Annotated in this window: 35 protein-coding genes and 1 pseudogene; all 36 read right to left on the reverse strand. The window is 43.2% G+C overall.

The genetic code is table 11. The annotated features are described in order from the left end of the window. Nucleotides 1-249 carry a hypothetical protein gene (locus CWM22_09550; protein ID AUC92121.1) on the reverse strand — a complete coding sequence of 83 codons (249 nt, stop codon included), beginning with the start codon at nt 247-249 and terminating at the stop codon, nt 1-3. A 115-nt stretch (nt 250-364) separates the two neighbouring features. Beyond that, the gene (locus tag CWM22_09555; GenBank protein ID AUC92880.1) at nt 365-544 is read right to left on the reverse strand and encodes a CopG family transcriptional regulator; all 180 of its coding nucleotides are present in this window, start codon (nt 542-544) and stop codon (nt 365-367) included. A 191-nt stretch (nt 545-735) separates the two neighbouring features. Next, entirely contained in the window at nt 736-1,455 is a 720-nt protein-coding gene (locus CWM22_09560) for a cell wall hydrolase (GenBank protein ID AUC92122.1), read from the reverse strand. Next, complete coding sequence (locus CWM22_09565; GenBank protein AUC92123.1) at nt 1,452-1,790, reverse strand: phage holin; 339 nt, start codon at nt 1,788-1,790, stop codon at nt 1,452-1,454. The genes CWM22_09560 and CWM22_09565 overlap by 4 nt, the downstream gene beginning before the upstream one ends. A gap of 2 nt (nt 1,791-1,792) precedes the next feature. Then, nucleotides 1,793-2,092, reverse strand: coding sequence for a hypothetical protein (locus tag CWM22_09570; protein ID AUC92124.1), 300 nt, complete (start codon nt 2,090-2,092; stop codon nt 1,793-1,795). Nucleotides 2,093-2,103: 11 nt separating this feature from the next. Further along, nucleotides 2,104-2,445, reverse strand: a complete 342-nt coding sequence (locus tag CWM22_09575; protein AUC92125.1) for a hypothetical protein — start codon at nt 2,443-2,445, stop codon at nt 2,104-2,106. A 2-nt stretch (nt 2,446-2,447) separates the two neighbouring features. Next, a complete protein-coding gene (locus tag CWM22_09580; protein ID AUC92126.1) occupies nt 2,448-2,660 on the reverse strand; it encodes a hypothetical protein in 213 nt (70 codons plus the stop codon). 14 nt (nt 2,661-2,674) lie between these two features. Continuing rightward, on the reverse strand, nt 2,675-6,910 hold the full coding sequence (locus tag CWM22_09585; GenBank protein ID AUC92127.1) for a hypothetical protein: 4,236 nt from the start codon (nt 6,908-6,910) through the stop codon (nt 2,675-2,677). Next, entirely contained in the window at nt 6,907-7,602 is a 696-nt protein-coding gene (locus tag CWM22_09590) for a phage tail protein (GenBank protein AUC92128.1), read from the reverse strand. The genes CWM22_09585 and CWM22_09590 overlap by 4 nt, the downstream gene beginning before the upstream one ends. Beyond that, entirely contained in the window at nt 7,602-9,953 is a 2,352-nt protein-coding gene (locus tag CWM22_09595; GenBank protein ID AUC92129.1) for a phage tail protein, read from the reverse strand. Before CWM22_09595 ends, CWM22_09590 begins: the two co-directional genes overlap by 1 nt. Next, entirely contained in the window at nt 9,943-10,326 is a 384-nt protein-coding gene (locus CWM22_09600) for a hypothetical protein (GenBank protein ID AUC92130.1), read from the reverse strand. The genes CWM22_09595 and CWM22_09600 overlap by 11 nt, the downstream gene beginning before the upstream one ends. Next, complete coding sequence (locus CWM22_09605; protein AUC92131.1) at nt 10,323-10,601, reverse strand: hypothetical protein; 279 nt, start codon at nt 10,599-10,601, stop codon at nt 10,323-10,325. Before CWM22_09605 ends, CWM22_09600 begins: the two co-directional genes overlap by 4 nt. 10 nt (nt 10,602-10,611) lie before the next feature. Beyond that, entirely contained in the window at nt 10,612-11,199 is a 588-nt protein-coding gene (locus CWM22_09610; protein ID AUC92132.1) for a phage tail protein, read from the reverse strand. Between the two features lie 13 nt (nt 11,200-11,212). Further along, on the reverse strand, nt 11,213-11,548 hold the full coding sequence (locus CWM22_09615; GenBank protein AUC92133.1) for a hypothetical protein: 336 nt from the start codon (nt 11,546-11,548) through the stop codon (nt 11,213-11,215). Continuing rightward, a complete protein-coding gene (locus tag CWM22_09620) occupies nt 11,545-11,784 on the reverse strand; it encodes a hypothetical protein (GenBank protein AUC92134.1) in 240 nt (79 codons plus the stop codon). Before CWM22_09620 ends, CWM22_09615 begins: the two co-directional genes overlap by 4 nt. Then, a complete protein-coding gene (locus CWM22_09625; GenBank protein ID AUC92135.1) occupies nt 11,777-12,115 on the reverse strand; it encodes a hypothetical protein in 339 nt (112 codons plus the stop codon). Before CWM22_09625 ends, CWM22_09620 begins: the two co-directional genes overlap by 8 nt. Further along, nucleotides 12,102-12,497, reverse strand: a complete 396-nt coding sequence (locus CWM22_09630) for a hypothetical protein (GenBank protein AUC92136.1) — start codon at nt 12,495-12,497, stop codon at nt 12,102-12,104. The genes CWM22_09625 and CWM22_09630 overlap by 14 nt, the downstream gene beginning before the upstream one ends. Before the next feature lie 3 nt (nt 12,498-12,500). Then, nucleotides 12,501-12,725: a hypothetical protein gene (locus tag CWM22_09635; protein AUC92137.1), complete on the reverse strand. Its 225-nt coding sequence runs from the start codon at nt 12,723-12,725 to the stop codon at nt 12,501-12,503. A gap of 10 nt (nt 12,726-12,735) precedes the next feature. Further along, nucleotides 12,736-13,635, reverse strand: coding sequence for a phage major capsid protein (locus tag CWM22_09640; protein ID AUC92138.1), 900 nt, complete (start codon nt 13,633-13,635; stop codon nt 12,736-12,738). A gap of 3 nt (nt 13,636-13,638) precedes the next feature. After that, complete coding sequence (locus tag CWM22_09645) at nt 13,639-14,097, reverse strand: DUF4355 domain-containing protein (GenBank protein AUC92139.1); 459 nt, start codon at nt 14,095-14,097, stop codon at nt 13,639-13,641. A 79-nt stretch (nt 14,098-14,176) separates the two neighbouring features. Continuing rightward, nucleotides 14,177-15,589 (reverse strand): terminase, encoded by a 1,413-nt coding sequence (locus CWM22_09650; GenBank protein ID AUC92140.1) that lies wholly within the window; start codon nt 15,587-15,589, stop codon nt 14,177-14,179. Between the two features lie 55 nt (nt 15,590-15,644). Beyond that, nucleotides 15,645-15,911: a hypothetical protein gene (locus CWM22_09655; GenBank protein ID AUC92141.1), complete on the reverse strand. Its 267-nt coding sequence runs from the start codon at nt 15,909-15,911 to the stop codon at nt 15,645-15,647. A gap of 60 nt (nt 15,912-15,971) precedes the next feature. Continuing rightward, nucleotides 15,972-16,196, reverse strand: coding sequence for a hypothetical protein (locus CWM22_09660; protein ID AUC92142.1), 225 nt, complete (start codon nt 16,194-16,196; stop codon nt 15,972-15,974). Nucleotides 16,197-16,205: 9 nt separating this feature from the next. Further along, the gene (locus CWM22_09665) at nt 16,206-16,940 is read right to left on the reverse strand and encodes a hypothetical protein (protein ID AUC92143.1); all 735 of its coding nucleotides are present in this window, start codon (nt 16,938-16,940) and stop codon (nt 16,206-16,208) included. Between the two features lie 17 nt (nt 16,941-16,957). Then, nucleotides 16,958-17,185 (reverse strand): hypothetical protein, encoded by a 228-nt coding sequence (locus tag CWM22_09670; GenBank protein AUC92144.1) that lies wholly within the window; start codon nt 17,183-17,185, stop codon nt 16,958-16,960. Between the two features lie 115 nt (nt 17,186-17,300). Further along, on the reverse strand, nt 17,301-17,462 hold the full coding sequence (locus tag CWM22_09675) for a CopG family transcriptional regulator (protein AUC92145.1): 162 nt from the start codon (nt 17,460-17,462) through the stop codon (nt 17,301-17,303). 186 nt (nt 17,463-17,648) lie between these two features. Further along, complete coding sequence (locus CWM22_09680) at nt 17,649-19,001, reverse strand: transposase (protein AUC92146.1); 1,353 nt, start codon at nt 18,999-19,001, stop codon at nt 17,649-17,651. After that, entirely contained in the window at nt 18,955-19,161 is a 207-nt protein-coding gene (locus CWM22_09685; GenBank protein AUC92147.1) for a transposase, read from the reverse strand. The genes CWM22_09680 and CWM22_09685 overlap by 47 nt, the downstream gene beginning before the upstream one ends. 50 nt (nt 19,162-19,211) lie before the next feature. Beyond that, nucleotides 19,212-19,562 (reverse strand): IS66 family insertion sequence hypothetical protein, encoded by a 351-nt coding sequence (locus CWM22_09690; GenBank protein ID AUC92148.1) that lies wholly within the window; start codon nt 19,560-19,562, stop codon nt 19,212-19,214. After that, nucleotides 19,543-19,728, reverse strand: a complete 186-nt coding sequence (locus CWM22_09695) for a hypothetical protein (GenBank protein ID AUC92149.1) — start codon at nt 19,726-19,728, stop codon at nt 19,543-19,545. The genes CWM22_09690 and CWM22_09695 overlap by 20 nt, the downstream gene beginning before the upstream one ends. Nucleotides 19,729-19,928: 200 nt before the next feature. Further along, nucleotides 19,929-20,273 carry a hypothetical protein gene (locus CWM22_09700; protein ID AUC92150.1) on the reverse strand — a complete coding sequence of 115 codons (345 nt, stop codon included), beginning with the start codon at nt 20,271-20,273 and terminating at the stop codon, nt 19,929-19,931. Nucleotides 20,274-20,290: 17 nt separating this feature from the next. Continuing rightward, complete coding sequence (locus tag CWM22_09705) at nt 20,291-20,524, reverse strand: hypothetical protein (GenBank protein AUC92151.1); 234 nt, start codon at nt 20,522-20,524, stop codon at nt 20,291-20,293. A gap of 478 nt (nt 20,525-21,002) precedes the next feature. Further along, nucleotides 21,003-21,749: pseudogene (locus tag CWM22_09710) on the reverse strand (hypothetical protein). Next, nucleotides 21,739-23,001 carry a hypothetical protein gene (locus tag CWM22_09715; GenBank protein ID AUC92152.1) on the reverse strand — a complete coding sequence of 421 codons (1,263 nt, stop codon included), beginning with the start codon at nt 22,999-23,001 and terminating at the stop codon, nt 21,739-21,741. Before CWM22_09715 ends, CWM22_09710 begins: the two are co-directional and overlap by 11 nt. Nucleotide 23,002: 1 nt before the next feature. Next, nucleotides 23,003-23,632, reverse strand: a complete 630-nt coding sequence (locus tag CWM22_09720; GenBank protein AUC92153.1) for an HNH endonuclease — start codon at nt 23,630-23,632, stop codon at nt 23,003-23,005. Nucleotides 23,633-23,731: 99 nt separating this feature from the next. Next, complete coding sequence (locus CWM22_09725; protein ID AUC92154.1) at nt 23,732-24,070, reverse strand: HNH endonuclease; 339 nt, start codon at nt 24,068-24,070, stop codon at nt 23,732-23,734. Nucleotides 24,071-24,143: the final 73 nt, after the last annotated feature.

Here is a 24,143-nt window from a genome sequence, read left to right on the forward strand (position 1 = left end):
TTAGTTTCCTTTCATTGCATTTTCGATAATTGTTCTATGTTCAGCCTCTAAGCTGTCTAAACGGTGCATAATTAAATTCAGTAAAGCAAAATGTGAGCCATGAGCCACAATAATATCGTAATAAGTTTCTGGCTTGTCGAATTTCGGTTCTCGCGACAACCAGTTATGAATAATATTTAAACTCTCACGAATTTCAGCAGTAAAATTCAACAAATCTTCGTACTCACTTAAAACATCAATTTTTGCCATAATAAAAACTCCTTTGGGTATGACAAAGAAGCTCGTTTCTGATATAATGATTTCAGAAAGAGTTTCTTTCGAGGGATAACGTATAACTGCAATCTTGGCGGAGAGGAGTTATGCGTTATTTGTTTTCTTCCAGACCTAAAACTAACTTTATGCCTTTTCTGACCACCTCGGTACGAGTGGTCTTTTTTTGTAGACAATAATCTTCCAGTTGTTTATTTAACTCTGTATCAATTCTTGCCTTAACTTCGACATTAAGTGGTTTTTCACTCTTAGGTCTTCCTGTTCGTGGGCTCATTTCATCACCTACTTTCTGTGCCACAACAATATAATATAACTTGTGCCACAAAAAGTCAAGAGGTTTTTGAAAAAACTTCAAAATATTATTCAATTTTCAAAGGACAGTGATTGATAGCTATCATGTCCTTAATTATATTTCTCAAAAAGCGCAAAAATGGTAAAAATGCGAAAAAATTTAAAAATGAAAATCTATTTAAACGTACCATAAGGCACCACGTTACGCCGATTTGACTCCTCGCCTGCTGCTACATAGCGACGTACACCGCTACGGCTAACATACGATACCCAAATGTATCCATCGGCAATATAGACCGAATCATAATTAAACTGCTCGCCATTCGTGTACGTTGCCACAACTTTACCGTCTAGACCAGGCTTGTCTCGGACATTGAGCAAAGATACTTTAACGGTCATTGTCCCCTTCTCGTCTTTGACCTTACCGAGATTGCCACTGCTTGACTGTGTTGCCACTGCAGTAGAGTCGCTGTAAGGTGGATAAAACCAGCCGACAAGGTTGCTGATTTGCTGGCTAGCATATTGAGCAGGACCACCGACCGACAAATTACCTACCAAGTTTTGCTCGATTGTTTGGACGGTATTGCCGCTAACACCGATAATCAAACCTGTATGCCCATAGTTGATACCGTCACCTGCCCAGTAATTTTTGACAAAGATAGCCCCTGGACGTGGACGTTCTGAGGTAGGCATATAATGCACCTCAAATCCGTGTTGCTTGGCTGACTTTATCAAATCAATGGCATTGCCCCACAGAGCCTTGCCGAAATATTTTCCACAAATCCAGTTAGGTAGGTCTACACACTGCTTGCCGTACCAACCATCATAGTCTACGCCTTGACCACGGTTGGCAAGGTCTTTGGCGAAGTTGGTGACTTCATTTACTGTTGTCATTTGTCAGTCTCCTTCCACGCATCGTTCATTTGCTTCACTGCTGATTCGATAAAGGTCTCTAACTGTGTATCAGTCATATAGATGTTGTATTTAGCAAGCTGACCTGTTACGCGACGTTTAGCCATGTCTAGCTTGTCTACATGCTTGTCCTGGTCTAGCTTGGCGATTTGTTCAACTGCATTAACAGCGTTCCGTGCCAGAATCTCTGTAATTTCGACCGCTCGCTTACCGCCCTTGGCAATCAGATACTTTTTGACCTCATGGACAATCATACCGGCAACGATAGCTAATATACCAGTAGCAGACCCTATAATAATTTCTGTAAGTTGATTCATACTTATTCTCCTTTTTCGATTTTTTCGATGCGGTCACTCATTAATGACACTTCACCTTTTAAGCCACCGATTTCACGAGCCATCGCCCCCATTTCTGCGGTAGTTTTCTCGAGGTGATTCATCAAACGGTCCTCCCGCTTATTACTTTCTTCCTTTGCTTGCTCATGGAAATCCATGAGCTTAGCTTCTCTCTTATCCGATGTCTTAATCAGATACCGGATGACGAACCCAAATAATAAAATAAACAAAATAGCCCAAGCAACTTGGCTTTGAGCTATTCGTTCTGCGTGTTCGATTGGCAATAGAATTCCTCCTATTCTTTTGGCAATGTCGGATCTGTCCAATCTGGATTTCCGTTTTCATCAAACTGCATGATGTAGAACTCCTCATTGAAGAGATCAGCAACGTTGATTGTCGTTGTAGTTCCGCCCCACTGATTAAAGGCCCACACAGTTTCAACTTCTACGAATTGACGACGGCCGTTGACAATACCTGGTCGACGTTGGACATCACGGTACATATAAAAATCATTTGTCGCATTTTTACAGCGAATAAATTCCCCGTTTTCCTTCATGTACTGCAATGCAGTCGCAAGGTCAAATGGTTCTGTAATAGTTGATAAGTCGAGTAAAGTATTGTTAGTAGTTTCAGTCATGATTATTCTCCTTCGATGATTTCTTCCGCTGGTTTAGTAGCTTCGTCCAGTTGCTTTGTTAACTCAGTAATTTCTGCCTGCAGACCTGCGATGGTCTGCTGAGCTTCTGTCAACTGGACAGCTAACAAGTTCTTAGTGTTCTTCTCTTCTGCCAATTGGTTGGCTAGTTCTTGGTTTGTCAAAGCGAGTGCTTGATTCAGTTGTTCTTGGTTCATTTAAATATTTCCTCCTAAACTTTTGCTGGTAGAGTATAGCTATAACCCCTCTCTGTCGATTTATTGTTGTGTAATAGCTGTAAGTTGTCGATGATCAAATTTATGGTATCTCTCATGCTCGAGTATGTCGTAGCGTTTTTCCACAACCACAAATCCCCAACTTTTATCTTGGACGAAGCGCGGTGATCAGCATTAAATGCATCGATGTCTAATTTCCCAGGCAAGGTATTGATATTCCATCCATCCGCTGCTTCAAACGCTGAGCTTGCCAATCTGACCGTATCTCCAACCACGTCGATTTGGTCAATATTTGGACCGTTCCAAGCCCTAATTCCGACAAATCCGCCATCATTCGAGGACTCGGAATTCCAACGGTTGGAGCCTATTACGGTCACTCCAGCATTTCCTTTTCCAGTAACCGTACCAGTTGCGAACTTGACAAACTGGGTAGGATAGCCGTTTAAAACACGCTTGAGAGCTGCTTGGTCCGTATAGTACAAGATTTGACCAGCGTTTAGATTGACTTCCATAGCTTTGTTGGTCGCGGTCAAAATTCCACCTGAAATCTTACTTGCCGACAATGTGACAGCTTGCACTGCTGTCAAAAACGCATCCTTGGCAAACAATTTCTTCAGGTAGGCTTGGTTTGCGGATAACCCGTTGAAGAAAGCTTCATCGAATGCAATTTTTGACCCGTCGATACTATTCGCTTTAATGCGTGCAGCATCCACTGTACCCGACGTAATCTTTCCAGCATCCAACTCACCAATCATAGCGTTCTTGATTACGCCATTATCAATCAAAGTCTGACCTGTGATATGCGTCAGTCGACCATCGATTCTATTAGTACCATTAGCCAGTAAATTGATTTGGTTAAGCACTGTACCAGCACTAGTCAGATTTTTAATAGCGTACGAATTATTAAGCTGACTAACCTGTGTAGCTGTACCGCTAATCTTATCCTTGACCTCGGTTAGAAATAGACTATCAGTCATGACCATACGAGCGACTTTGTCTTTGATACCAGTTTCCGTTGAGCCGATGATACGCTCGTAAAGATTGACCGTCTCACGTACAGTCTGCAAGTCTACTTGGTTAGCCTTCTGAGATTGCAAGGTCGCAAATCGCCCGTCGACCGTGGTCTTATATTCAGCGATTTTTGTGTCTGCGTAGGATTGTTGGTCTTCAGGAGCGGGCGACCAGTCAGTCGCAATCGCTCCGCGTTCAATTTTTGCTCGACGAATAATAGGTTTTACTCCCGTGCCGTAAGTGCCATAAAAGGCTAAGTAACTATTTGCTAAACTCACTGTTCCCTCGGTTGGAGTAAAGGTCACATGGAACCTTTGCCACTCCGTTGTGACAGTCAAGTTTTTCCATAGACCCGAATATTTAGAACCTGATCCATTTTGCTGGTATACAGCGACTTGCCCCGTTTGAGATGCTCTCAAGTCAAAACTTAAGGTATACTCAATCAGCCCATACTTATCAAAAACTGGGGCCAAGTCATAAGGTGTTCGCAGAAACTCTGCGTGACTTTGTTCGCTGTTAAAGATTTCGGTGTATTCATCAGTGCCTGTCAATAGATTGGTACCGCCTACATACAGACTTTCAAACCGCTGACTAATTCCGCGAGCGGTTTCTTCAAATACCGACTTAGCGACATAGTCTTGAGTAACAGCTACACGCAGAGCTGATACTTGGCGAGCAGTCTCATCACGACTAGCGGTAAAGTACTGACTAGCTCGTGTGCCTTCTTCATTTTTGTAGGTTTCTAGACTCTCCAGACGGGTCCTAAAACCTTCGGCGGTCTGCTGAGCGTAGGTCTTAGCCTCAACTGCCTTACCGTCTGCCAGTTGGATTTGACGGGACAACTCTGCACTGGATTCCTCAGCAGTGCGCTTGTAGGTTGCGATTTCGGAGCGGAGGTCTTCTGGAGAAGCCTGCCAACCTAAATCAATATTTCCACGTCTGAGCGACACTTTTTCAAATTCCACTTCCCCAGTGAAATCTCTTGCATAGATATAGAAATCAAGAGACTTTATCTGGTTTCGAGGTACGTTTATCCTAAAGGTAGTCGCAAACTGCACAACTCCTCTATTATTGACCGCATCTAAGCGATTGGCTGTCAAATATGTTGCGCCAAACCATGTTTTTGCGCTGTCGTTCTTTTTGCCATCTGTATAAAGTGCAAGATATGGATTTCTAGAACCAGCCACATAATTAGAGACCTTAACTGAGATTGATGCTATGTATACTTGGCTAACATCGTCATTAGCTATCTGAGACTTGATGCTTTGGTAAATGTACTTGGTTTTATTAAGTTCTCCTATAATTCTCGCTTTACCATCAACTATAGTCACTCCGTTTCCTTGCCATTGGTTCAAGTTTTCGTTGAATGAGCTATTGAGCAAAAGATTGTCTTCTATCCGCAAACTCTCAAACCGCTCCGTCACTCCGTCAATCCCGCTCTGCAAGTCAGCAGTCTTGCGATTGATACTCTCAATCTGCCCTGTCTGAGTATTGACGGTCTGCGTCAGAGCCTCGTATTGGGTCCTCGTTTGGCTCAGAGTGTCTTCTACGGTCTTAGTTCGATTGGTAACATTAGTGATGTCTCCAGTTGCTTTAGATACGGTTTTAGACAGTTCTGCGACTGTTGACCTCGTACCATCAGCCAGAGTTTCAACTGTCGTCACTCGATTGGTCAAATCCGTCTGTGCTCGTGCTTGCTCCAAAATCTTGCCAGCTTGCAAGTTAAGGTCATTCCGCAAGGCTGTAGCACTCGCTTGACTATCTCTAGCCTTTTGGTCTGCACTAGCGATTGCCGTCTGCAGTTCGGACTTGGCAGTGTTTAAGGCTTGACTGACCGTCGCAACCTGCGCTCTTGCATCTGCGATAGCCTCCGTCTTGACTTGGTTAGCTCTAGCCAGTGCACTAGTAGCATCCGACTTGGCTTGGTTGGCAAGCGATTCGACAGACTGGGTTTTGGACAATATATCTGCGACCTGTCTGTCGTGTTCTTCAGATTGAGCTTGCATGGATTGATTGACTTGGGCGATTTCAGCATTGATACTTTGCTTGATATTGTCTGCATAACGTTCAGCCTCAGCCCTTGACTGCTCGATACCGTCGTTGATTTCCTCGACTCGCTTTTCAAATTCAGCGTCGAAATGGCGGTTTGCATTGTCAATTTCCTTCTGCAGTTTCTGTTCAAAGGATGCTGATAATGTATTTGTAGCTTTATCTACACTGCCAGCGACCATGCTTGCCACTGTAGACTTGACAGATTGCGACACCTTACCAAATCCTATGGATTTCAATCGCTTGGACATCGGTGCAAAATGGTAGCTAGTAATTTTCAAACGCAAATCAACATCGAATCGCTCGTGGAATACACTTACCGTGTCGAACATCTTAACAGATACATCAGACTTGCCTTTGACATCCAGATTGATAGAGTTTTCTACCAAATCACAAAGAGTTGAGCCAAAATACCTCTGCCCATAAGCCAAAAGGCTAGCTTCATCTGTTACATCTTGGTCATTGACCTCAATATCTGCTTCGTAGATTTGACGATATTGCCCAATCAACGGACTATCCACTGTCACAGCAATAACACGGTCTGCCTCACCCTCAGACTGTCCTTGGATTGTCTTTTTGAGATGCAATCGTGTCTTTAAGTTGTTGATATTCTCAGACTCTTCGTAGCTACTGAGATTTTTCTTGTACATAAACAGCGACTCATTCTCAATACCGCCGTTTTTTAACAATTTAACCTGGTACTTGTCACGCACCAAGTCACCACCCCACTGACCGACAATAGAGTGTTTATCCTTGGCCAAAGAATCCATGACTGATACATTGGACTCATTAAACGTATGACGATCCATGATATCGCTGAAAAAGGTAAACGGACAGTTCCGCTTGATACTACCAGCTAAGGCAGTCATAGCCGTCTGCCCTGATACCCTGTCAACCGAGATAGTGTTGATAGAGTAGTAATTCAAGAGTGTTGCGACCTGCTTAGCATAAACCTGCACATAGCCATTTACTTTCTTTACTTCAAAAATAAAAAATTCCTGTTCACCGTGCAGGTCATCAGCCAGCAGAAAAACTTCCCTTTTGAGCAGATTCCACTTCCCATCAGTCAGCGGAAATTTAAAGGATAGTTGGTAGGTGCTATTGGCTTCTTGCACGATGTCATCATCATAAGCAAGATTGAGCGGGATATTCCCGTCTTTAAGATAGATCAAACCTTATACCTCCAATTCCCTTGAATCGTTATTTTCGTAACTGTCCCACTTGTCGCGACACCACTCCGACCGACAGGTATCTCAAAGAATGGACCACGTTTGCGAATAGTGTTCTTTACAGCACCATTCTTGTCATAGATATTTTGTCGCTTATGCCGACAGTCAATGGTCGCACGAGTATCCAAATCTAATTCCATGACCTGCTGACCAATAGTCAAGGTCACACGACCCGAACCCTCTATGATGATGATAGGCTCCGAATAGACCGTGCCAGGATTTTGAATAGAACCAGATGAAGTCAAAACGACGTCAGCTGGATTTTTAACATACCGAAACGGATGCATAGTCACAGTAATTTCCACCTTCCAACGATATGGACCAAGTGGCACGTAACTACTAGACACCAAATCACAGTAGAAAAGGCTATCCCTTAGATAGCCGAATTCCACCGTATTATTTTCCGACTGGAAAACCTCAATCAAGCGCATAGCATCCGACAAATGCCTCAGCGTGATGATAAATGTCCTGTTGTAGCCATCGTACACACCCTCGCTGACATGTAGTTGCCCGTTTGCACCATAGACTTCCACCAACTCAGCCCGCTCGACTGAAGTTTGTGCTTTACCAAAGTCAAGAACATGGCAATCAGCCAAGGTTGAAGTATCTAAGCCATTGATGATCATATAGTCCATTAAATCCCCTCCCTTGCCATAATCGCACCTTGATGCATATAGCTATTTTGAGCTAATTTTTCACCGTCCAAATAAACTGCCAACTCCTTATCCACCAAGACAGACAGGAAGCGCTCAATATTTGCCAAACGAGCACTCAAGCTACTACCTCCATCACTTCCAGCCAAATCGCCAGTAGAAGACAGCAAGTTTCGACGTACATCCACCGATGCACTTGACGTCATATCATAAGCCAAGGACTGATTTTCAAAAGGCTTAGCAATTGCTCCAGCCATGCCAGATACCGTCCCCATGACATCCTTGAATCCCACTTGTAAGTTGGTATTTAAGCCTTGCATGATAGCTAGACCAGCAGGTTTCAAAAGTACTCGGTCGTATGAGATAGGACCCTTGTTTTTCGCAATCCAATCAGCAATTCCTCCTACGAAACTCTTGACACCCTCCCAAGCAGACTTCAAACCACCCAAGAAGCCATCCATAATCGCTTTACCAGCTCCAGAAATATCGATATTGGCAACTTCCTTGATGGTGGAGACAACCGTATCAATGACCCCATTGACCGCCTTCCCAACACTAGATACAACATCCTGAAAGCTAGTAAAGGCTGACTTAACACCCTTGATGACACCGTCAATAATGTCCTTAGCAACCTTAATGGCATCTTGAATGCCCATCCAAGCCAAAGAAAAGACATTTTTAAGCACATCAACAGCATTTCCAGCTCCAGAAAAAGCCAATTTGATCCAGTCAATGACTGTTCCAATGATATTTCCAGCCGTCTGAATAGCTGATTGAATGTTAGTCCAAGCCGACTTGATAAAAGCACTCAAACCTTCCCCAGCCGTACCCAGATTACCAAACATACCGATAGCTACACCAATCCATTCAGCAATCGTACTCAGCACAGGCTGAACGAAATTCAAAGCCTGTACCAAAAAATCGACCACAGGAGTCAGGAACTCGATAGCCACTTTTAAAGCATCGAAAGCAAATCCGACACCTTCAAGAGCTCCTTTTACAACACCTCCAAGGAAGGACCCCAGAATTTGCAAGACAGGCATTAAAGCACCGCTCAAAATGGTTATCAAAGGTTGAGCAGCATTCCACATAGACACGAAGGATTGAACGACTGAGTCAATGGCAGGGCTGACAATGCTCATGAAGGTCTGGAAGCCAGCTTGTAGAGCTGGTAAAATAGCACTTATTAAGGACTGGAAGCCTGAAAAGTCCATCCGAGCAATACCGTCCATAATCGTCGTAATCACTGGACCAACAGCCGCACCAATCGCCGAAAAGAAACCAGGTAATTGCCCAAAAGCCGTCTGTAGCCCTGCTATGACAGGCTGAAATGCCGTCAAAATCCCTTGAAATTTTGAAGTAATAGGGGTTAAATCAACACTCATTCCAAGACTCGAAAACAAACCCTGAAACTGTTGAGCAACCAAAGGACTAGCCTCAGCGATAAACGTTCCAATCGCAGTTGGCAAACCCTTGAATACATTCCCAACCATCGGAATAAAGTTTCCGAATAAAAAATTAGACGTTGTCGACGCTAAGGCTTGTAATTGTGGCGTGATATTCTCGCCCAAAGATAAGCCTGCAAGTGTGTTAGCCCAACTTGCCTTCATTGCAGCAAGCGAACCCGTGTAGGTATTCTCAGCCTCTGCAGCTGCTACACCTGTCAATCCCATACTTTCCTGGACAAGGTGGATAGCCTCTACCACATCCGCATAGTTACTGATATCAAACTTGCGCCCCATAGCAGACGGCAAGCCCTCAGCAGTCGTCAACAAACGTTCCATTTCAGCCTTTGTGCCACCAAAACCAAGCTTCAGGTTATCCAGCATGGCATAGTTGCCACGGGCTAAACTTTGATAGGTCTGTTGGATGATACCGATATCGGTACCCATTTTAGCCGCATTGTCCGTCATGTCCATGATAGCCACGTTTGCCATGTTGATGGCCTTGGTCGAATCACCACCAAGAGCCTGTTTCAGGCTAGCCCCCATGGATACAGCTTGCTCTGCGTAGGTGTTTGCCGATATTCCAGCCTTGTAGGCCTCTTTTGCAAACTGCTTAGCAGACTCTTGAGCACCATCATAGATAGTATCCAGACCACCAAAAGATTGTTGCAAATCAGCACCAGCACTCAAAGCAGAACCAATGATTTTTCCAATCCCTGCTGCTGCAAGTGCTCCACTTAAAGCAGAGACGAGCGAGGCACCGAGACTTGAGCCAGCAGATCTACCTGCACTCTCAACTTCACCACCCAATAATTTCGAAATCGACCCGCTAATGCCTTTTGCAGACGGGACTATCTGCACATAAGCAGAACCTAAATCAGTCGCCACGCTCCTCACCTCCAATCTCTATTTCTAGCGCACGCATAGCACGTTCAAACTCCTCACCAGAAGAAAAGACACGTTCCTCACGTTCCACTTTCGACCCTTCCAAGGCTTGAGCAACAGAGTTTGGACGATTCCGTCCAGCCTGTCCATCCTTAGTTTTAGCCCAAAAGAGCAAACGAACCGTATCATAGATACCTGCAAGCAGCAGAGTATCCAAGTCTTCTTTCTGACCAGACAAGACCTTCTTAATCCGTGATTTTTCACTTAACCCGCAAGCAAAAACAGCTACCCGCAAAACAGGTAGCTGTCGATAATCATATATGCCATAGGTTTCAGCCAAATCACAGACAAGAGCATCCTCATCTGCCGAAATCATTCTGGCGAGGATTGCGAGTTTTTTAAGTCTTTGACTTGTTCAAAGACATCCTTGATTTCAGCACCAAGAGCAGAAATAGGCACCAGCCCTTTTTCTGTACGGACATGGTCCTTGAGTTTCTTCGCTTCGTCACCGAGTAACAAATTGACAATCCGAATCATGGCACTGCTGTCTCCAGATTCTTCAGCAGCGATTGCCTCAAAAAGCTCATAGTTTTCCAAACGGTCTTGGTCAATGCTAATCACAAGACCTGTACTGGTTTTTACTTCAAACATTTAAACCTCCTTACGATGACGACGGCGAGCTTGTTCCTGTCGATTCGCTAGCTCCCTTAATGTACTCATAGTGTGTATTGCCTTTGCTATCTGGCAGAGCTTGGATAGTTGTTTCATAACCAGCCAAGTCACTGTCGGCGTAGGTAATCTCCCCAACTTCCAGCACCTTAGCATTTGGGATGACAATCCGCTTCTTAGCACCATTTTTCAGCAGCATATCCACTACCAATGGATGCGTAGGCAATTCCTTAGAGTTGACCTCCACAGTAATCCCTGATTCAAGGTCGCCTTTCACATTTTCAGGACCATAGACCTCTTTTAAGACATCCACATTTAACACCTCAATGAGTTTGTAGGTAAATTTGTCTGATTTTCCTGTTTGAGGAGTATCAACCACATCACCGCCCCAGGCTTTCAGTTCTTCCGATTCACGAGTGTCCTCGTTGGTCAAGCCATCCTCTGAAATGTAGCCTAAGTTTTTAAAAGCCGTATTTAGCTTAGTAGTCGCATTGGTCGGCAAGCTCGTTCCAGTTGGAGCTGAGGAAATCGCCCCAGCAATATCAGGCTTTGCCGATGACACAAGTTTTGCATCTGCCATGTAAATTCTCCTTTTAAAAATAAATAAAATCCACCACCGCTTGATAGCGATAGCGTTTGGTTTCCGTATCTGTAAAATTATAGTCCGAGTTGAGTTCTACCTTACTGATACTCGGTAGCCCAATCATCTTTTCAACCACCGTTTTGACCTCTTCATTCAAAAAGGCAGCCTCTTCCAAAGACTGCCCATAAGATTGTATCGCCAAAGTCGCTTGATTCAGATGGTTCTTCTTGCCACCGCTCGTCTTTTCAAAAATCACAAAACACTCAGGCATTTCCTCCTGATGTTCCGTATAGACAGGCACAGAAAGATGCTCGGTTAAAAAGTTCAACATGATGACTTCAATCATGACTTCACCGCCTTTAACAAGGTATTATGCTTCTTGTTGTCCCGTTTAGCTTGAAAGCTATTCGCATAGACCATAGCGTTGGCACGAGTCTTACCGACATAGATATCCGATTCATACCCATCGCCTGCACGGTTTCGGATAGCATTTGCCTTGTCAGTCAAAACTGCCTGCATCTCAGGCGATTTCATCAACTCACGGACACCTGCACGGTTCAACTTAAATTTCATGCTAGCCATACCGTTCCACCTGCACTTTCTTATTCCATTCAAGCGGGATCAGATGGTCAAGACCTTCCAGCGGCTCACCAACTGTTCGCCAGCGTTGACCAAAGAAACGCACCTCTCGATTTTCCCATTGGTTTGTATCCCTTTTGGGAATAGCTAGCGTGTATTCCACTTTCTTTCCTGTCAAATTGATTTGATTGGTAATATCCTCGGTTGTCGCGGGCGCAACCAAGACATTCTCAACCACAATCTCCACATCTGCAGTCTTTGGATGACCAAACGAATCCTTGCCAATGATCTGTTTGTCAATCAAGACAATCGGTATACCTTTAATCCGTCCCATAAATATCCCTCGCTCCAAAACGTTGTTTCTTCAGTCCCAATCGCTTCAGCTCGCTATCTTTGATAAAGAGCCCTCCGCCAGGAACCAAAAACGAACCAGACACCGAATAGCCAAGAGCTGACTCGTTAAATTGAGTCATAGGCTCTTGGTCTGTTGATGTCATGAGAGTGCGAGCAACTACATCGACTGTAACGGATTTGACCACCGAGGCAAACACCGGACTATCAGCAATCATCTCATCCAAATCCTTCCCGACTTTTTGAGCTTCATGACGTATAGAGTTTGACACAACTTCAAGTAAGGCTTCTGCCCGCTCCGTTTCGTCAAATTTCAACACCCGCCACAAAGTTTCCAAATCGGATATTGTCGCAAAAGGAGTCATAAGCTACTCCTCTTCATTCAGATTCTGGCTTTCTTGGTAAAGTTGCAACAACTCATCTTTATTCGCTTTCGGATTAAATTCAATCCCCAATTCGGTCAACATCGACTTCAATTCAGGCACTGTCGGAGTTTTTTGAACATCCTTCTCTTTAACTAGTTCCCAATCGCCTTTTAGTTCGCTATCTGTGACAACAACCGCACCTGTTTCTTTATGTTTATAAATAGCCATAGGGCACCTCCTAAGCTTGTTCGACACGAGCAAAGGCAGTTTCATCAAGGATACCCCAACCGATAAACGCCTCTGTACGTAGCAAAATCTCATTGTAAGCTTTCAAATCACGACCTGAGCCATCTGGATCACCATACTCAATGATTTCCATCGGGATATTTTCAGCATACCCCCACTTAAATTTATTTTTAAAGTCGCCCACAATGGCATGGTCAGTCTTGGCAGTACCGCCAGTCACGGTTAGCGTCTTGTTGATGTCAAGGTCCATGTTGAAGAAGTTATTTGGTCGCTGACCAAATCGGAATTCTGGGTACATAATACCATCAAATTTATCCTTGATTTTAGACATAGCCTGACCTGCAACTGGTGACATGGCAATGCCAGTCACTTCGTTTCCGTTAATAACAATAGTTTGAACAGCTGCATCAATGTTGTCATCAATTTTATCTGCACTATAGGTAATAACATTCCCTGTAATTACACCATCAAAAGAATTCGTTGCTTTAAATGATGCATCTGTTAAAGATTTTGGCTCAAGGCCATGGAGAGCTGCGATGTCAAAAGCCTCTGCCATCTTTTTAGCAAATCCATCGGCATAGTGTTTCAAGAAGTCCAACTGCTTCTCTTCTGATGCGTATTTAAATTCATCAGTCAAACGAGCTTGATAAACAAATTTAAGTGGCTTGATTACTTTTGATGTGACCGTAGCTGAACCAGCTCCCTTTAAGTCCCCTTCACCTACAATCTGTGCATTGCCATCCAGATTGAAAATAAATTGCTCAGTACCATTAAACGGAATTGGTTTTTGAGTAGATAGCTTAGCAAGAGTCGAATGACCTTGAACCTTTGACATAATTTCTTTTACTAATTCTGGTTCAAAAAGTGTTCCAGCTTTCATAGATGTTGACATATATTATTCTCCTTTATTTAAATCTTTTATAACGTGACGCCATGCAGCATCTTCACCTTTTACTTCTGGCTCAATACTTTTAAGTGGTGGAATTGGAGCTTGTGGTTTCATGAGACTTGCAAAGCGTTCCGCATCTGCCGTCAGGCTTGCTTCATCTTCACCTTGCAAACGATCAGCAAATTCAATAGGCAAGCCATATTTAAGAGCAATAGCCGTCTTCGTTTTCGCAGTTTCATAATCTGCAATGGTTGACTTATACCCTTCAATTTGGCTTTCAAAATCAGCTGCAGTCTGATTTGATTGTGCGACCGTTTCTTTGAGACCAGCATTCTCCGCTTCCAATGTTGAAACACGGGATTTCAGTTCGTCGTAGTCAGCATACTGCTCTTTCAGACGCCCCAAACGAGCCTTGATAATCGTATCTAGCTCTTCCTGTGTTTCGATAACTTTAAATTCAGACATATCAATGTCTCCTTTCTCCGCATTTCCCGTGCGTTCGGTAATATTTTTTGCATTAAAAAAGACAGGTCGCCCCGTCCACTTAATACCTAATTTGTTGCTTTTTCTTAGGCTTGGTTGTAGCACAAGCCCAATGCGCCAGCAAAGCACTGTCCATTAAACTAATATCCATATCGTCAAAGTGTGAGCGATAGCCAAAACCACCATTTGAGCCAATGTTCCGCTTATCGCAGTTGGTAACGACCTTGGCTAGTGACGGTTGCCCATTGTGACAAATCGTGTGCTGGTAGATACCCTGCTCCCACATAGAGTTAGCAATGATGATTTCCTTGACGGTTGGCAAGATGACATTGCGGATTTTAGAGTCTTTCAACTCCTCCTCCAGCATCTTCTGGCCACTAGCTCCGTCAATGACGATTTGAGCCACATCAGCCTGCTTCAAAAAGGCGACCAGCCAGGCACTACCATTCCGCACAGATTGACAGTCAATTGTCTCAATAAAGAATTGACCGTCTTTAGTTCGTACTGCGATTGACAAGGCTACGTTGGTGCCGTCCTGCCCAAACTTGATGCCAGCAAATAGCTTGCCAGTCAGCTTCGGCATATCGTCAATCTTGAGTGCGTTCCACTCAGTCTCAGATATAGCTGATTTCTGGTTGTAAGTCGGCCAGAAACCCAAACGCTGTACATTATGGTCTAACTTGTCTTCGCCAAGCTCAGCCTCAATCTTCCTCTCGTTGAGATGATAGCCCATGGACGGATTAGAGTTGTACCATGCTGCTACATCGTCAATCTCTTTCTCTTGGTCCACAGACCATTCAGCCCAACCTGAATACTTCCCCTTGCCAAACAGACAAGTCTCACGATACTTGGTAAATACCGTACCGCTTGAAACGGGTGTCGGAGGAGTTCCACACATGATTGTCATCGGATTGTCCGAATCCGTCACAGTGTACTTAAGAGCAGATTCCTGCTCCGTGGTGTATTCCTGGGCTTCGTCAATGATAAGCAGGTCAAATCCCTCACCAAGACCGCCAGTCCCTGTCCGAGTACGGAACTGGACCACACCGCCTGTCTCATAGAGTTCGATTCTTTCCTGCCCCTTAGCCCGAATGGAGTTGAAGTCCTCGCCGTCCACATAACCCATCTTTTCCAGATAACGCTTGACCTTCTCAAAGGACGAGTGCGATGTTGAAATGCGGTGGGCTGTGTGCAGGATATTGAGACCGTTGTGCAAGCCCCAAATCTCTAGCATATAGAGAATTTCAGATTTACCATTTCGCCGAGGGATAGAGTAGCCAAACTTTTGATGCACCCATAGACCATTCTTGTCAACAGCCATGATTGGATTGAGCAAATTGACCTGCCAAGCGTAGCAAGACAGACCTGTTCGCTCATAGAGTTCTATCGCTTCTTTGGCTTTAGAATTTCGTTTAACGTATTTGAGTATTACCGATTGAGTAGGATTTTGATTGCCAAGCTTCTTTCTTGCCATATATCCGTCCTTTCAATCGTATCGCATGATAACCCTATCGCTGGGAGAAATTAGATCACCGACCCTTTCTCTTGTACCAAGGTTTCTGCAGTTGCTTAACCTGCTCCTGCAATTCAGTAATCAAAAGCCCCTGTTGCTCGAACAGCTGATTGATTGACTGGACATTCTTCGAACCGTCTTCCTCGAAACGCTCCATCCGCTGAACAACTTCTTCCACAATACCAGCCAAACCGTCAAGACTTGCTGAAGTAGCCAAGGCAAGAGTAGCAACTGCCGCCAACCGCACCTCCTGCTCACGCTTTTTCTTAATACGCTTATTCATAGCGACCTCCTTTCTAGGTATAAGAAAAGCACCCGATTTCTCGAATGCTTATCGTTAGACTTAATGACCAATTTCTATTAGTTCAAGGTACGTCAGGCCAGAAGATTTTTTTAGAGCTTCAATTTTTTCAGACAACAAATCACGTTTCGTTCTAAGATTGAATAGAAAAATCTTATTACTCAACTTTCCCGAACGATTTAGGCTCATCAAGTCATCCATTTCCTCGACAAAATCAAGTTTAGCCTTGACAATATCTGCCAATAATGTAGCTTGCTTTTCAGTCATCACTTCCTCCTACTCCATAAAATCAAAACTCATCTGGCTGTTACAAGCCTGAATTTCCATTTTCAAGTTTGTGGACGGCTCCCAGTTCTTCCAGTAAGCATAGGCAGCCTCAATCGCCTTTTTCGGTAGCAAGTCATAGCGAGAAACACGGAAATGCTCCTTGAAATCATTCATCGCCTGTTGGAAGACACGTTTTGCTAAAGATTTGTCCATATAGGCAGGGCTATCCATCCCACCCATACAAGCTACCACACGCTTTTTTCTAGTCTTTTCCAAGTCCAAACGTACATCAGGGTTGATAGGCTGTTCAGCCTTCAAGTAGTTCAAATCCGCCTCAAATACATCTTGACGCTGACGCATACTCTTCTGAGTTTCCAAGACATAGATAAGTGCATCCTCATTGACCGTTTCAGGAGAGACAGTATAACCCCCAGTTTTACGAATAGTCTTCAAAATCTCCTTAACCTTTTTCTTGAATTGTTTAGCAATCGGCTTACGTGACTGCATCAAGACTTCATACAGACCATCTTCGGTCAAAAACCACATTTGACGGTTCTGACCTGATGCGAATAATGTTCGCATCAGCTTCTCGTCTTCATCAATATTGTTAATCATTTTCTGAGTGTCGGAATGCTCAATCCACTCCGCCACATCTTTTGCCAAAAACAAAGGCTCGTCCGCCGTCCCATAAATCGTAAAGTTCTTCCCCAGTACTTCCTGTTGATTTATAATTTGTAGTTCCATATTCATTTCCTTTCGTTTTAATTGCTTCTTTCTGCTCTGATACCTGCGATTCTTCCCATAACAAAGACTTGTGCAATAGCATCAATGAGTGATTTTCCTTGTTCCATTGCATGATTTGCCATACAATACAAATCATGTTTTTCCTGTAGTGTTAGGTCGTGAAATTCTGAGACCCTATACTCGTCTTGATAACAATCAGCAAAGTTCATTGATTGATACTGTTCGACTTCTTCGTAAATTGACATAATAAAAACTCCTTTGGGTATGACAAAGAAGCTCGTTTCTGATATAATGATTTCAGAAAGAGTTTCTTTCGAGCGATAAGGTATGACCTACGGTTTGGCGATTGCGGGTTATACCTTATTTTTTGATTTCATCATAAATCTTTTGAATACCGTCACGAATGACCTCAGATTTTTTTCTGTTGGTCTTTTTTTCTATGTATTCTAATTGCTCTACGGTCTTACTATCAACCCTAGCACGAATGACGGTATCCTTGTTGGATTTTTGATTGTCAGCCATTGTCTCACCTCCTTGTTATGTGGCTACATTTTTAATTATAGATAAATGTAGCTACATTGTCAAGAGGTTTTTGAAAAAAACTTCAAAATATTATTCAATTTTCAAAGGACAGTGATTGATAGTAACCGCCCAATAACAAGGTATATTGAAAAGGTTCCAAAGTCCTGTCGACTCTGGAACCTTTTTCTATTTGCACTTTTCTTGAATATTTTCAGCCCATGGTAAATAAGCCTCCAGAACTTCTTTTTTTGCGAGCGTCTCTTCGTTAGGTAAGTGTTCTAGAAGATAGGTCATATATTTCTCTGCATCAAGACCGTGTCGTTTAGCAGTTTCTAAAAGACTCAAAATGATAGCTGTCGACTTGGCCCCCTCAAAGCTTTGAGAGAACAGCCAATTTTTACGTCCCATCACCAAGGTCTTCATAGCCCTCTCAGCCATATTGTTGGACAGGACTAAATCGCCATCCGAGAGAACGGTTCGGAAGGTGGTTTCGTATTTGAGGCTATACTCTATTGCAGTGCCCAATTTGGAACCTGGCAAGACAGCCTGATTGCGACACCAATCAAAGAACTCGTCCATCAAGGGAGCCAACTCTGTCTGCCGTTTATGCAGCCGCTCCTCAGTAGACAAGTCAGTCCAGTCATTCTCCAAGGCAAACAGGCGGTCGCAATAGGCTAAGCCCTTGGCTCCTAAAGAAGTCTTGTCTGTCTTCTTAGGAGTCGCCTCAAAGAATTTTCTTCTGACATGAGCCCAACAGCCAACCAGCTGAGCCTTGTCTAACTGCCGATAGGCTGACCACATGTCACAATGTACATAGCCCGCATAGTCCCCAAGAACTTCCTCCACAACCAAGCCACTCCGTCGTTTGTCATGATGATAGAGGGTGATGCCCTTTTTCTCATGCTTCCCAGACAAGAAAGTCCAGTAGAAGGTCAACTGGCTATCATTTTCTAAGACCTTGTAGGAGGTTTCATCCGCATGGAGAATAGGCTGCTCCAACAATTTCTCGTGCAACAGGTTATAAATCGGTTCGAAATAATACTGACTAGACTTGATGTGCCAATTGGCTATTTCCTTGCGACTGATGGGCAGACCGAGCTTGTTCCAATCCTCTTCCTGACGGTAATTGGGCACCTTCAGATTGAACTTCTGGTGAATGGTGTGGGCAATGATAGAGGCTGAACCCAAGCTGTGTGCCAAAGGTGCCTTAGGAATGGGAGCCTTGATAATCTTATCGCTCAGATTCTTCTGACTACATGCCTGACACTTGTATGCGTGTTGAACATGGTCAATCCGCTTTAATTGTGCAGGAATGAAGACCAACTCTTGTCGTTGAACAGTTGAACCAATCTCCTTTAATTGACCATGACAGTCTGGACAGGTACAATCTTCGCCTTGCAATTCGTGATGCACTATCTCTGGAGTGAATTGGCTGAAAATAGCCTGACGAACTCCCTTAGCTTTCTTGCGTTTATAGGTAATCGTTTCTGTTTCAACTGGGTAAGTCAGCTTCTTCTTCAGGGAGAATTTCCTCCCCAAACAAGCTCAGCTGACCGGGTTGATACACAACCTTCTCTGATGATTTTCCGTAGAGTTTCTGTCTCAGATACTCAATCTGTTCACGAAGGAGGGTAAGTTCATTAGCCATCATATCTATCGTTTTTGACTGTGTTTCAATAATTTTTTCTAGTGATGACATAACCAATCTCCTTCTTTTTATCTCATTATACACAAAGAAAAGCCATGATTTCAATAGAAATCACGACTTTTTGAAAGATTTATTTTTGGATTGATAGAAAATCCTTTCATGAGCCAGTCCACCTGCTCGGAAGTTAGAGCCTTGACCTCTTCTTCATTGTTTGGCCAGGTCAATTTTCCATTCTCAAAACGTTTATACAATAACCAAAATCCTTGTCCGTCCCAGTAAAGAGCTTTGAATCGGTCTTTTCGACCTCCGCAGAAGAGATAGACCTGACCTGAAAAGGGATCCAGATTGAATTGACTTTTGACAAGGTAGGCGAGAGAATCAATCCCTTGACGCATGTCCGTTTTACCGCAAACCAAGTAGACTTGACCTAAATCACTGAGTCGGATGGTCATAGTGCAGTACCTTATCCAAGATTGTTTCTAATATTTTTTGGTTGATAGAGTGAAAGAATGTGACTTCCACTTTTCCGAGACGAATTTTCATCAGAATATCATTTCTGCCTTTCTTCTCAAAGCGGCGAGATAGGGGAATAGTCAATGGGACGATGGGGTGTGACATAATAAATCCTCCAGTTTTGTTTTTTATAACAGTATACAGGAGGAGGGAGTGATTAGATAGATACCTTGTTATTGGGCGGTTACGATTGATAGCTATCATGTCCTTAATTATATTTCTCAAAAAGTGAAAAAATGGTAAAAATGCGAAAAAGTTTTAAAAATTTCTGCAACAAAAAAGCACCTGATTGCTCAGATGCCAGATTAGATAAATGGAATAATGGACTTGGTATCCTTAAGAAGATCCGTAGCTTTTTTGATAAAGCTATTATCCGTCAGATATTGAATACCTGCTGGAGTGATACCAATGTTTTCAAGCCCCTCAACCAACGGATACTTCTCACCCCAAACCTTTGACAAAGTAATACCATCAATGTATCCCTCTGTCAAAAGATTGTACATTACAAATCGCCAATAGGTCGAATTAATCGTGAACAACTTCCCTTGAGCTACCAGATAAGTAGTGTCCACCGCAATATCTTTCTTCAAACAATTGTAAAGATAAGCTAATATCTGGTAGACAATGACTGGATAATCATCTTTTGCCATAACAACCTCCCAAATGCTTATCCCCACCCAAACGACAACTCTTTACGATAGTTCCCGTCTTGGTCTTTAAAATTTTGTAAAAACTTCCCCAAATACTTCATGTTGGCATCGTCAAATGTATTTACACGAATATCTTTCGTTTCAGGGTTAAAAACGAGCGTTTGCTTATGCTCCTCCTTGTTTTCAGGGTAAATCTCATAGTGATAAAAACCATCGTCACCAATATCTATCAAAACAAATCTTAAATACATACCTTTACCCTTTCTTTTTAAATTCTTTGACAGCTTCGGAGTAATTAAATAACTCATCGACTTTTTTGTGAGCTGTATCATAATCCAACTTGCTAGTCACATACATATAATCATGTTCTAAGCGTTCATGCTTCAGCAAAATTAAATCATGCGGTTGAATATTTTTTCCAGAAATCAATCTCTCCCATGATTGAGCCATGTCAATATCTGGTGCAAACAACCCCTTCCCATAATTCAACTCATGAACATTATTAAACACATGATTAAACGCTTTATCAACATCGTCTTTTGAAAAGCCATTCATTTCTTTGAACTTCCCAATGTTCGAATAGATTTTACGCTTTTCCAAATCTTGATTGCTGTTTTTTATCCTGTCGTAGGTTAAATAAGCATGTTTTTCGGCTTTAATAAAATCTTTCGGCAAAAGCTCGTCGTTTGAATCATCACGAACATAATTCTTTGCACCAGCTTGAACTAGAAGTCCGATGCCTTTCCTTTCCTCTATTTTAGCATTTTTTAAAGGATCAGACCAACGTTTTGAGTGTGCATTCTGTTTTTTGCCGTTTCCTGGGTGATAATCAACAGTACACCTGCACCGATTGTGCCTCCGCCAAACATCCTTTGGAACATCTGGATAGTTATAAACCCCAACAACAGCCCTACACCATTTACAACAATTGCCACTTTCTTTTCTGACAACTTTAGGTGTCAATCCAGCCTTAGCATGAAACTCCGCATTAGCTTTGATAATATCATCCACAATCGACTGCGTAAAGTTCACAATCGGCTCCTGCAACAACCAAGACACCTTATCAAACTCATCCTCAGACGACAAACGATTAACAAGACCATCAATCCTGTCCTGATTGACCTCAGGCACCTGCACCTGTAGACCAATCTTGGCAGACCTATTCAAATCCTCCTGAACTTGACCAGCATAACCACTCACAAGCTCGAAATTCCGCCCTAGCGTGTCCGTCAGCAATCTTTTGGCTATGTTGTAATACATTTTACCGTCTGGCAACCTATCGCCCGTCACAGACGAACTGAGAGCGTCTGCCAGAATGTCCCCAACCTCCAGAGCAAAATCATTTGCTGTGGCATAGGTCGCCCTCTTCTTTTTCAACTCCTCAAAAGCACGACGGACAACCTCACTCTTACCATAGGATGCTTCAAACTTGTCCTGCACTTCCTTTAGCAAGTCTGGTAAAATATCACGTTCCATTCGCTGTTACCTCTGGAATCACTGGTTTAGACTCACTATCTCCAACAATACCTGTCAAATCACGGATCGTTTCTGCCGTGATATAACCTGGCAAAGCCTGATTGATTTTGATAGCTCCGTCCCCTAGCATTGTCAGCGTTGTTGCGTCTGCTTCAAAGAGTGGTTCCCATTTTGGAATAGTCTTGACAAACTGTTCTCTGAGATAAGCAAATTCGTCACGCAAGCAGGCAGCCACATAGGCGACATTCAGCAAGCCACTACCCAAACTGCGCTGAGCTTTCCGACCTGCCAATCGTAAGTTTTCATGGCTTGCTTTGATTGCCTCTACCGATGACGGATTGTCCGACACGAACCCAAGGTCATCCAAAGTCAATCCCATTTCCCCAGCAAAACCAGCCGCTGCAGTCCGCAACTGCTCCGTAAATGGACTCATGCTTGCCGTGGTAAATTGTCCAATGCTCGGCGCGTCACCATCGTCATCCTTAGTAAATTCCAAGAGACTTGTCACAGTCGCTTTCCATTTATCCATTGGTTCCGCATCTTGGCTTGTGCCCAAAACATATTTTTGCGGGAAGGAATAAAATTCAGCTGTCACATCGGCACGTTCCAAAGTCCTCTTAGCATACGATTGATAGTACATACCTGCACGAGTTATCCGACTACGACCAAACGGGCGAACTGCATCCGGCCTGTGAATGACTGGCACCAGTAACGGACGACCTGTCGGGTTGGCGACAGGCGTAAAAGTACCACCTGAAACATAAATTGTATAATCTGCCGTAAAGTAGGCCTCAAGTTTCGGGTTGCCATTGTCGTCCCGTTGTAAGACCGCATAGCCTTCGGTCAATAGCCCCGTAATTGGGTCTAGGATACCTGTCGCATTGCTGGACTCAATGACTTGCAGACGTACCCTGTCCTCGACTTTTGACAGATAGACAAAACTACACGAACCTATCAAGGACGATAGAACCACAGAGTCGAAAAAGACATCTGGATTATTCTGCTGAAAAATATCATTGACTTGAAACTGGTCATTGTCAAACTCACGGAAAACCAATCTGTCCGCTAAGCTATCCACACCTTTCGCACACCAGCCCAAGACCGACCGATACTGTTGACGGATATTTGGTGGAATGGTAATCCCGAACGAGCTATCTTTATGCTGCATAGCATACTGCTTATACCTCATCTCCACTCGAGGTTTGACCTCGTTCAGCTTTCGCCTGAGGTATCCAATACCTTTGTATTCCATATCATCCGCCTTCCATGTATTCTAAAATTCTAGCTTCTCGAGTGGAACTATAATACTTAAAATTCTTGTACCACAAACTAAAATCACGTCCTGCTTTAGAACAATTACACGGACGACAAGCAGGAACAACATTATTCTTACTATAAGCTCCAGCATTATCTACTGGCATGATATGTTCATGGTGTAGCCGTTCATTAAATAAATCAAAGTGCTCATCCCCAGTCATTCCACAATATGCACAGGAATGTTCAAAATAATCAAGTGTGCATTCCCATTCCTCTTTAGTCAATGTGGTATCTCCACCATATTTTTTAGTCCTTGATTTCTCATTGATTATCCTACGTTGGATCGGATTATCTGTATCCCATTTTTTAGAAGAAGACTTGCACTTATCGGTGTTCTGAGCATAATATTCTCTACCGTATTTTCTTCTTTCCTCAATGTGCTTTCGATAATACTCCTTACCTTTTGCAATTAATTTTTCACGATTTTTCTCATACCTAATCTTGTCATATACTTTTCTACAATCCTTGCACCTTCCATCAAATCCGCTCTTAGAGTTTCTTCGAGCAGGAAAGTTGTCTGTAGTTAATTCTTTTTTTATCCCACAAGTGCTACATTTTTTATACATTATTTCCTCCTCTGACTTTTTTTCTCTCGAATGAAAAATTGCACAGTGACGGCGTGAAGGGCCGCCGAGGCGGTGGGGAGGGTGGTACCCCCCTACTCATCAACCTCGGTACTTTGCCCAATTCATGCTTTGTGGTAAATTTCGATTGCCAACAACTTTCGTTCCATTTACCTTATCGTCAGCAAATAGTTTATCGGACTTCTGCCGATTGCATTGCCAATGAGCAAGTTGAAGATTGTTAATATCTGACGGATGCCCGTTGCGATTGACAGGAATGATATGGTCAATCACAGGACTTAATGGATGCGGATAACTTAATGACTTATCGACAAGGTTTCCGCAGATTCCACATGTGTTTCTTGTCTTAAGAATTATCTTCTTGTTTTTCTCAAAAGCTACCCGATGCGGACCACTTCTGTCTGGTCTAGTTTCAGCCATTTTTTACCTCCTGAAACACCTGTTGAAAGTAACATATCTTATATTCTGTTACGTTCGCTATAATCTACTCTAA

Source organism: Streptococcus suis, assembly GCA_002831545.1.
In the GTDB taxonomy this organism is placed as follows: Bacteria; Bacillota; Bacilli; order Lactobacillales; family Streptococcaceae; genus Streptococcus; species Streptococcus suis_P.

What these genes read in the sequence shown, in the direction of transcription:
- CWM22_09550 (AUC92121.1), bottom strand. Translation starts at nt 249, where the DNA reads ATGGCAAAAATTGATGTTTTAAGTGAGTACGAAGATTTGTTGAATTTT.
- CWM22_09555 (AUC92880.1), bottom strand. Translation starts at nt 544, where the DNA reads ATGAGCCCACGAACAGGAAGACCTAAGAGTGAAAAACCACTTAATGTC.
- CWM22_09560 (AUC92122.1), bottom strand. Translation starts at nt 1,455, where the DNA reads ATGACAACAGTAAATGAAGTCACCAACTTCGCCAAAGACCTTGCCAAC.
- CWM22_09565 (AUC92123.1), bottom strand. Translation starts at nt 1,790, where the DNA reads ATGAATCAACTTACAGAAATTATTATAGGGTCTGCTACTGGTATATTA.
- CWM22_09575 (AUC92125.1), bottom strand. Translation starts at nt 2,445, where the DNA reads ATGACTGAAACTACTAACAATACTTTACTCGACTTATCAACTATTACA.
- CWM22_09580 (AUC92126.1), bottom strand. Translation starts at nt 2,660, where the DNA reads ATGAACCAAGAACAACTGAATCAAGCACTCGCTTTGACAAACCAAGAA.
- CWM22_09590 (AUC92128.1), bottom strand. Translation starts at nt 7,602, where the DNA reads ATGGACTATATGATCATCAATGGCTTAGATACTTCAACCTTGGCTGAT.
- CWM22_09600 (AUC92130.1), bottom strand. Translation starts at nt 10,326, where the DNA reads ATGATTTCGGCAGATGAGGATGCTCTTGTCTGTGATTTGGCTGAAACC.
- CWM22_09605 (AUC92131.1), bottom strand. Translation starts at nt 10,601, where the DNA reads ATGTTTGAAGTAAAAACCAGTACAGGTCTTGTGATTAGCATTGACCAA.
- CWM22_09610 (AUC92132.1), bottom strand. Translation starts at nt 11,199, where the DNA reads ATGGCAGATGCAAAACTTGTGTCATCGGCAAAGCCTGATATTGCTGGG.
- CWM22_09615 (AUC92133.1), bottom strand. Translation starts at nt 11,548, where the DNA reads ATGATTGAAGTCATCATGTTGAACTTTTTAACCGAGCATCTTTCTGTG.
- CWM22_09620 (AUC92134.1), bottom strand. Translation starts at nt 11,784, where the DNA reads ATGGCTAGCATGAAATTTAAGTTGAACCGTGCAGGTGTCCGTGAGTTG.
- CWM22_09625 (AUC92135.1), bottom strand. Translation starts at nt 12,115, where the DNA reads ATGGGACGGATTAAAGGTATACCGATTGTCTTGATTGACAAACAGATC.
- CWM22_09630 (AUC92136.1), bottom strand. Translation starts at nt 12,497, where the DNA reads ATGACTCCTTTTGCGACAATATCCGATTTGGAAACTTTGTGGCGGGTG.
- CWM22_09635 (AUC92137.1), bottom strand. Translation starts at nt 12,725, where the DNA reads ATGGCTATTTATAAACATAAAGAAACAGGTGCGGTTGTTGTCACAGAT.
- CWM22_09640 (AUC92138.1), bottom strand. Translation starts at nt 13,635, where the DNA reads ATGTCAACATCTATGAAAGCTGGAACACTTTTTGAACCAGAATTAGTA.
- CWM22_09645 (AUC92139.1), bottom strand. Translation starts at nt 14,097, where the DNA reads ATGTCTGAATTTAAAGTTATCGAAACACAGGAAGAGCTAGATACGATT.
- CWM22_09650 (AUC92140.1), bottom strand. Translation starts at nt 15,589, where the DNA reads ATGGCAAGAAAGAAGCTTGGCAATCAAAATCCTACTCAATCGGTAATA.
- CWM22_09655 (AUC92141.1), bottom strand. Translation starts at nt 15,911, where the DNA reads ATGAATAAGCGTATTAAGAAAAAGCGTGAGCAGGAGGTGCGGTTGGCG.
- CWM22_09660 (AUC92142.1), bottom strand. Translation starts at nt 16,196, where the DNA reads ATGACTGAAAAGCAAGCTACATTATTGGCAGATATTGTCAAGGCTAAA.
- CWM22_09665 (AUC92143.1), bottom strand. Translation starts at nt 16,940, where the DNA reads ATGGAACTACAAATTATAAATCAACAGGAAGTACTGGGGAAGAACTTT.
- CWM22_09670 (AUC92144.1), bottom strand. Translation starts at nt 17,185, where the DNA reads ATGTCAATTTACGAAGAAGTCGAACAGTATCAATCAATGAACTTTGCT.
- CWM22_09675 (AUC92145.1), bottom strand. Translation starts at nt 17,462, where the DNA reads ATGGCTGACAATCAAAAATCCAACAAGGATACCGTCATTCGTGCTAGG.
- CWM22_09685 (AUC92147.1), bottom strand. Translation starts at nt 19,161, where the DNA reads ATGTCATCACTAGAAAAAATTATTGAAACACAGTCAAAAACGATAGAT.
- CWM22_09690 (AUC92148.1), bottom strand. Translation starts at nt 19,562, where the DNA reads ATGACCATCCGACTCAGTGATTTAGGTCAAGTCTACTTGGTTTGCGGT.
- CWM22_09695 (AUC92149.1), bottom strand. Translation starts at nt 19,728, where the DNA reads ATGTCACACCCCATCGTCCCATTGACTATTCCCCTATCTCGCCGCTTT.
- CWM22_09700 (AUC92150.1), bottom strand. Translation starts at nt 20,273, where the DNA reads ATGGCAAAAGATGATTATCCAGTCATTGTCTACCAGATATTAGCTTAT.
- CWM22_09705 (AUC92151.1), bottom strand. Translation starts at nt 20,524, where the DNA reads ATGTATTTAAGATTTGTTTTGATAGATATTGGTGACGATGGTTTTTAT.
- CWM22_09715 (AUC92152.1), bottom strand. Translation starts at nt 23,001, where the DNA reads ATGGAATACAAAGGTATTGGATACCTCAGGCGAAAGCTGAACGAGGTC.
- CWM22_09720 (AUC92153.1), bottom strand. Translation starts at nt 23,632, where the DNA reads ATGTATAAAAAATGTAGCACTTGTGGGATAAAAAAAGAATTAACTACA.
- CWM22_09725 (AUC92154.1), bottom strand. Translation starts at nt 24,070, where the DNA reads ATGGCTGAAACTAGACCAGACAGAAGTGGTCCGCATCGGGTAGCTTTT.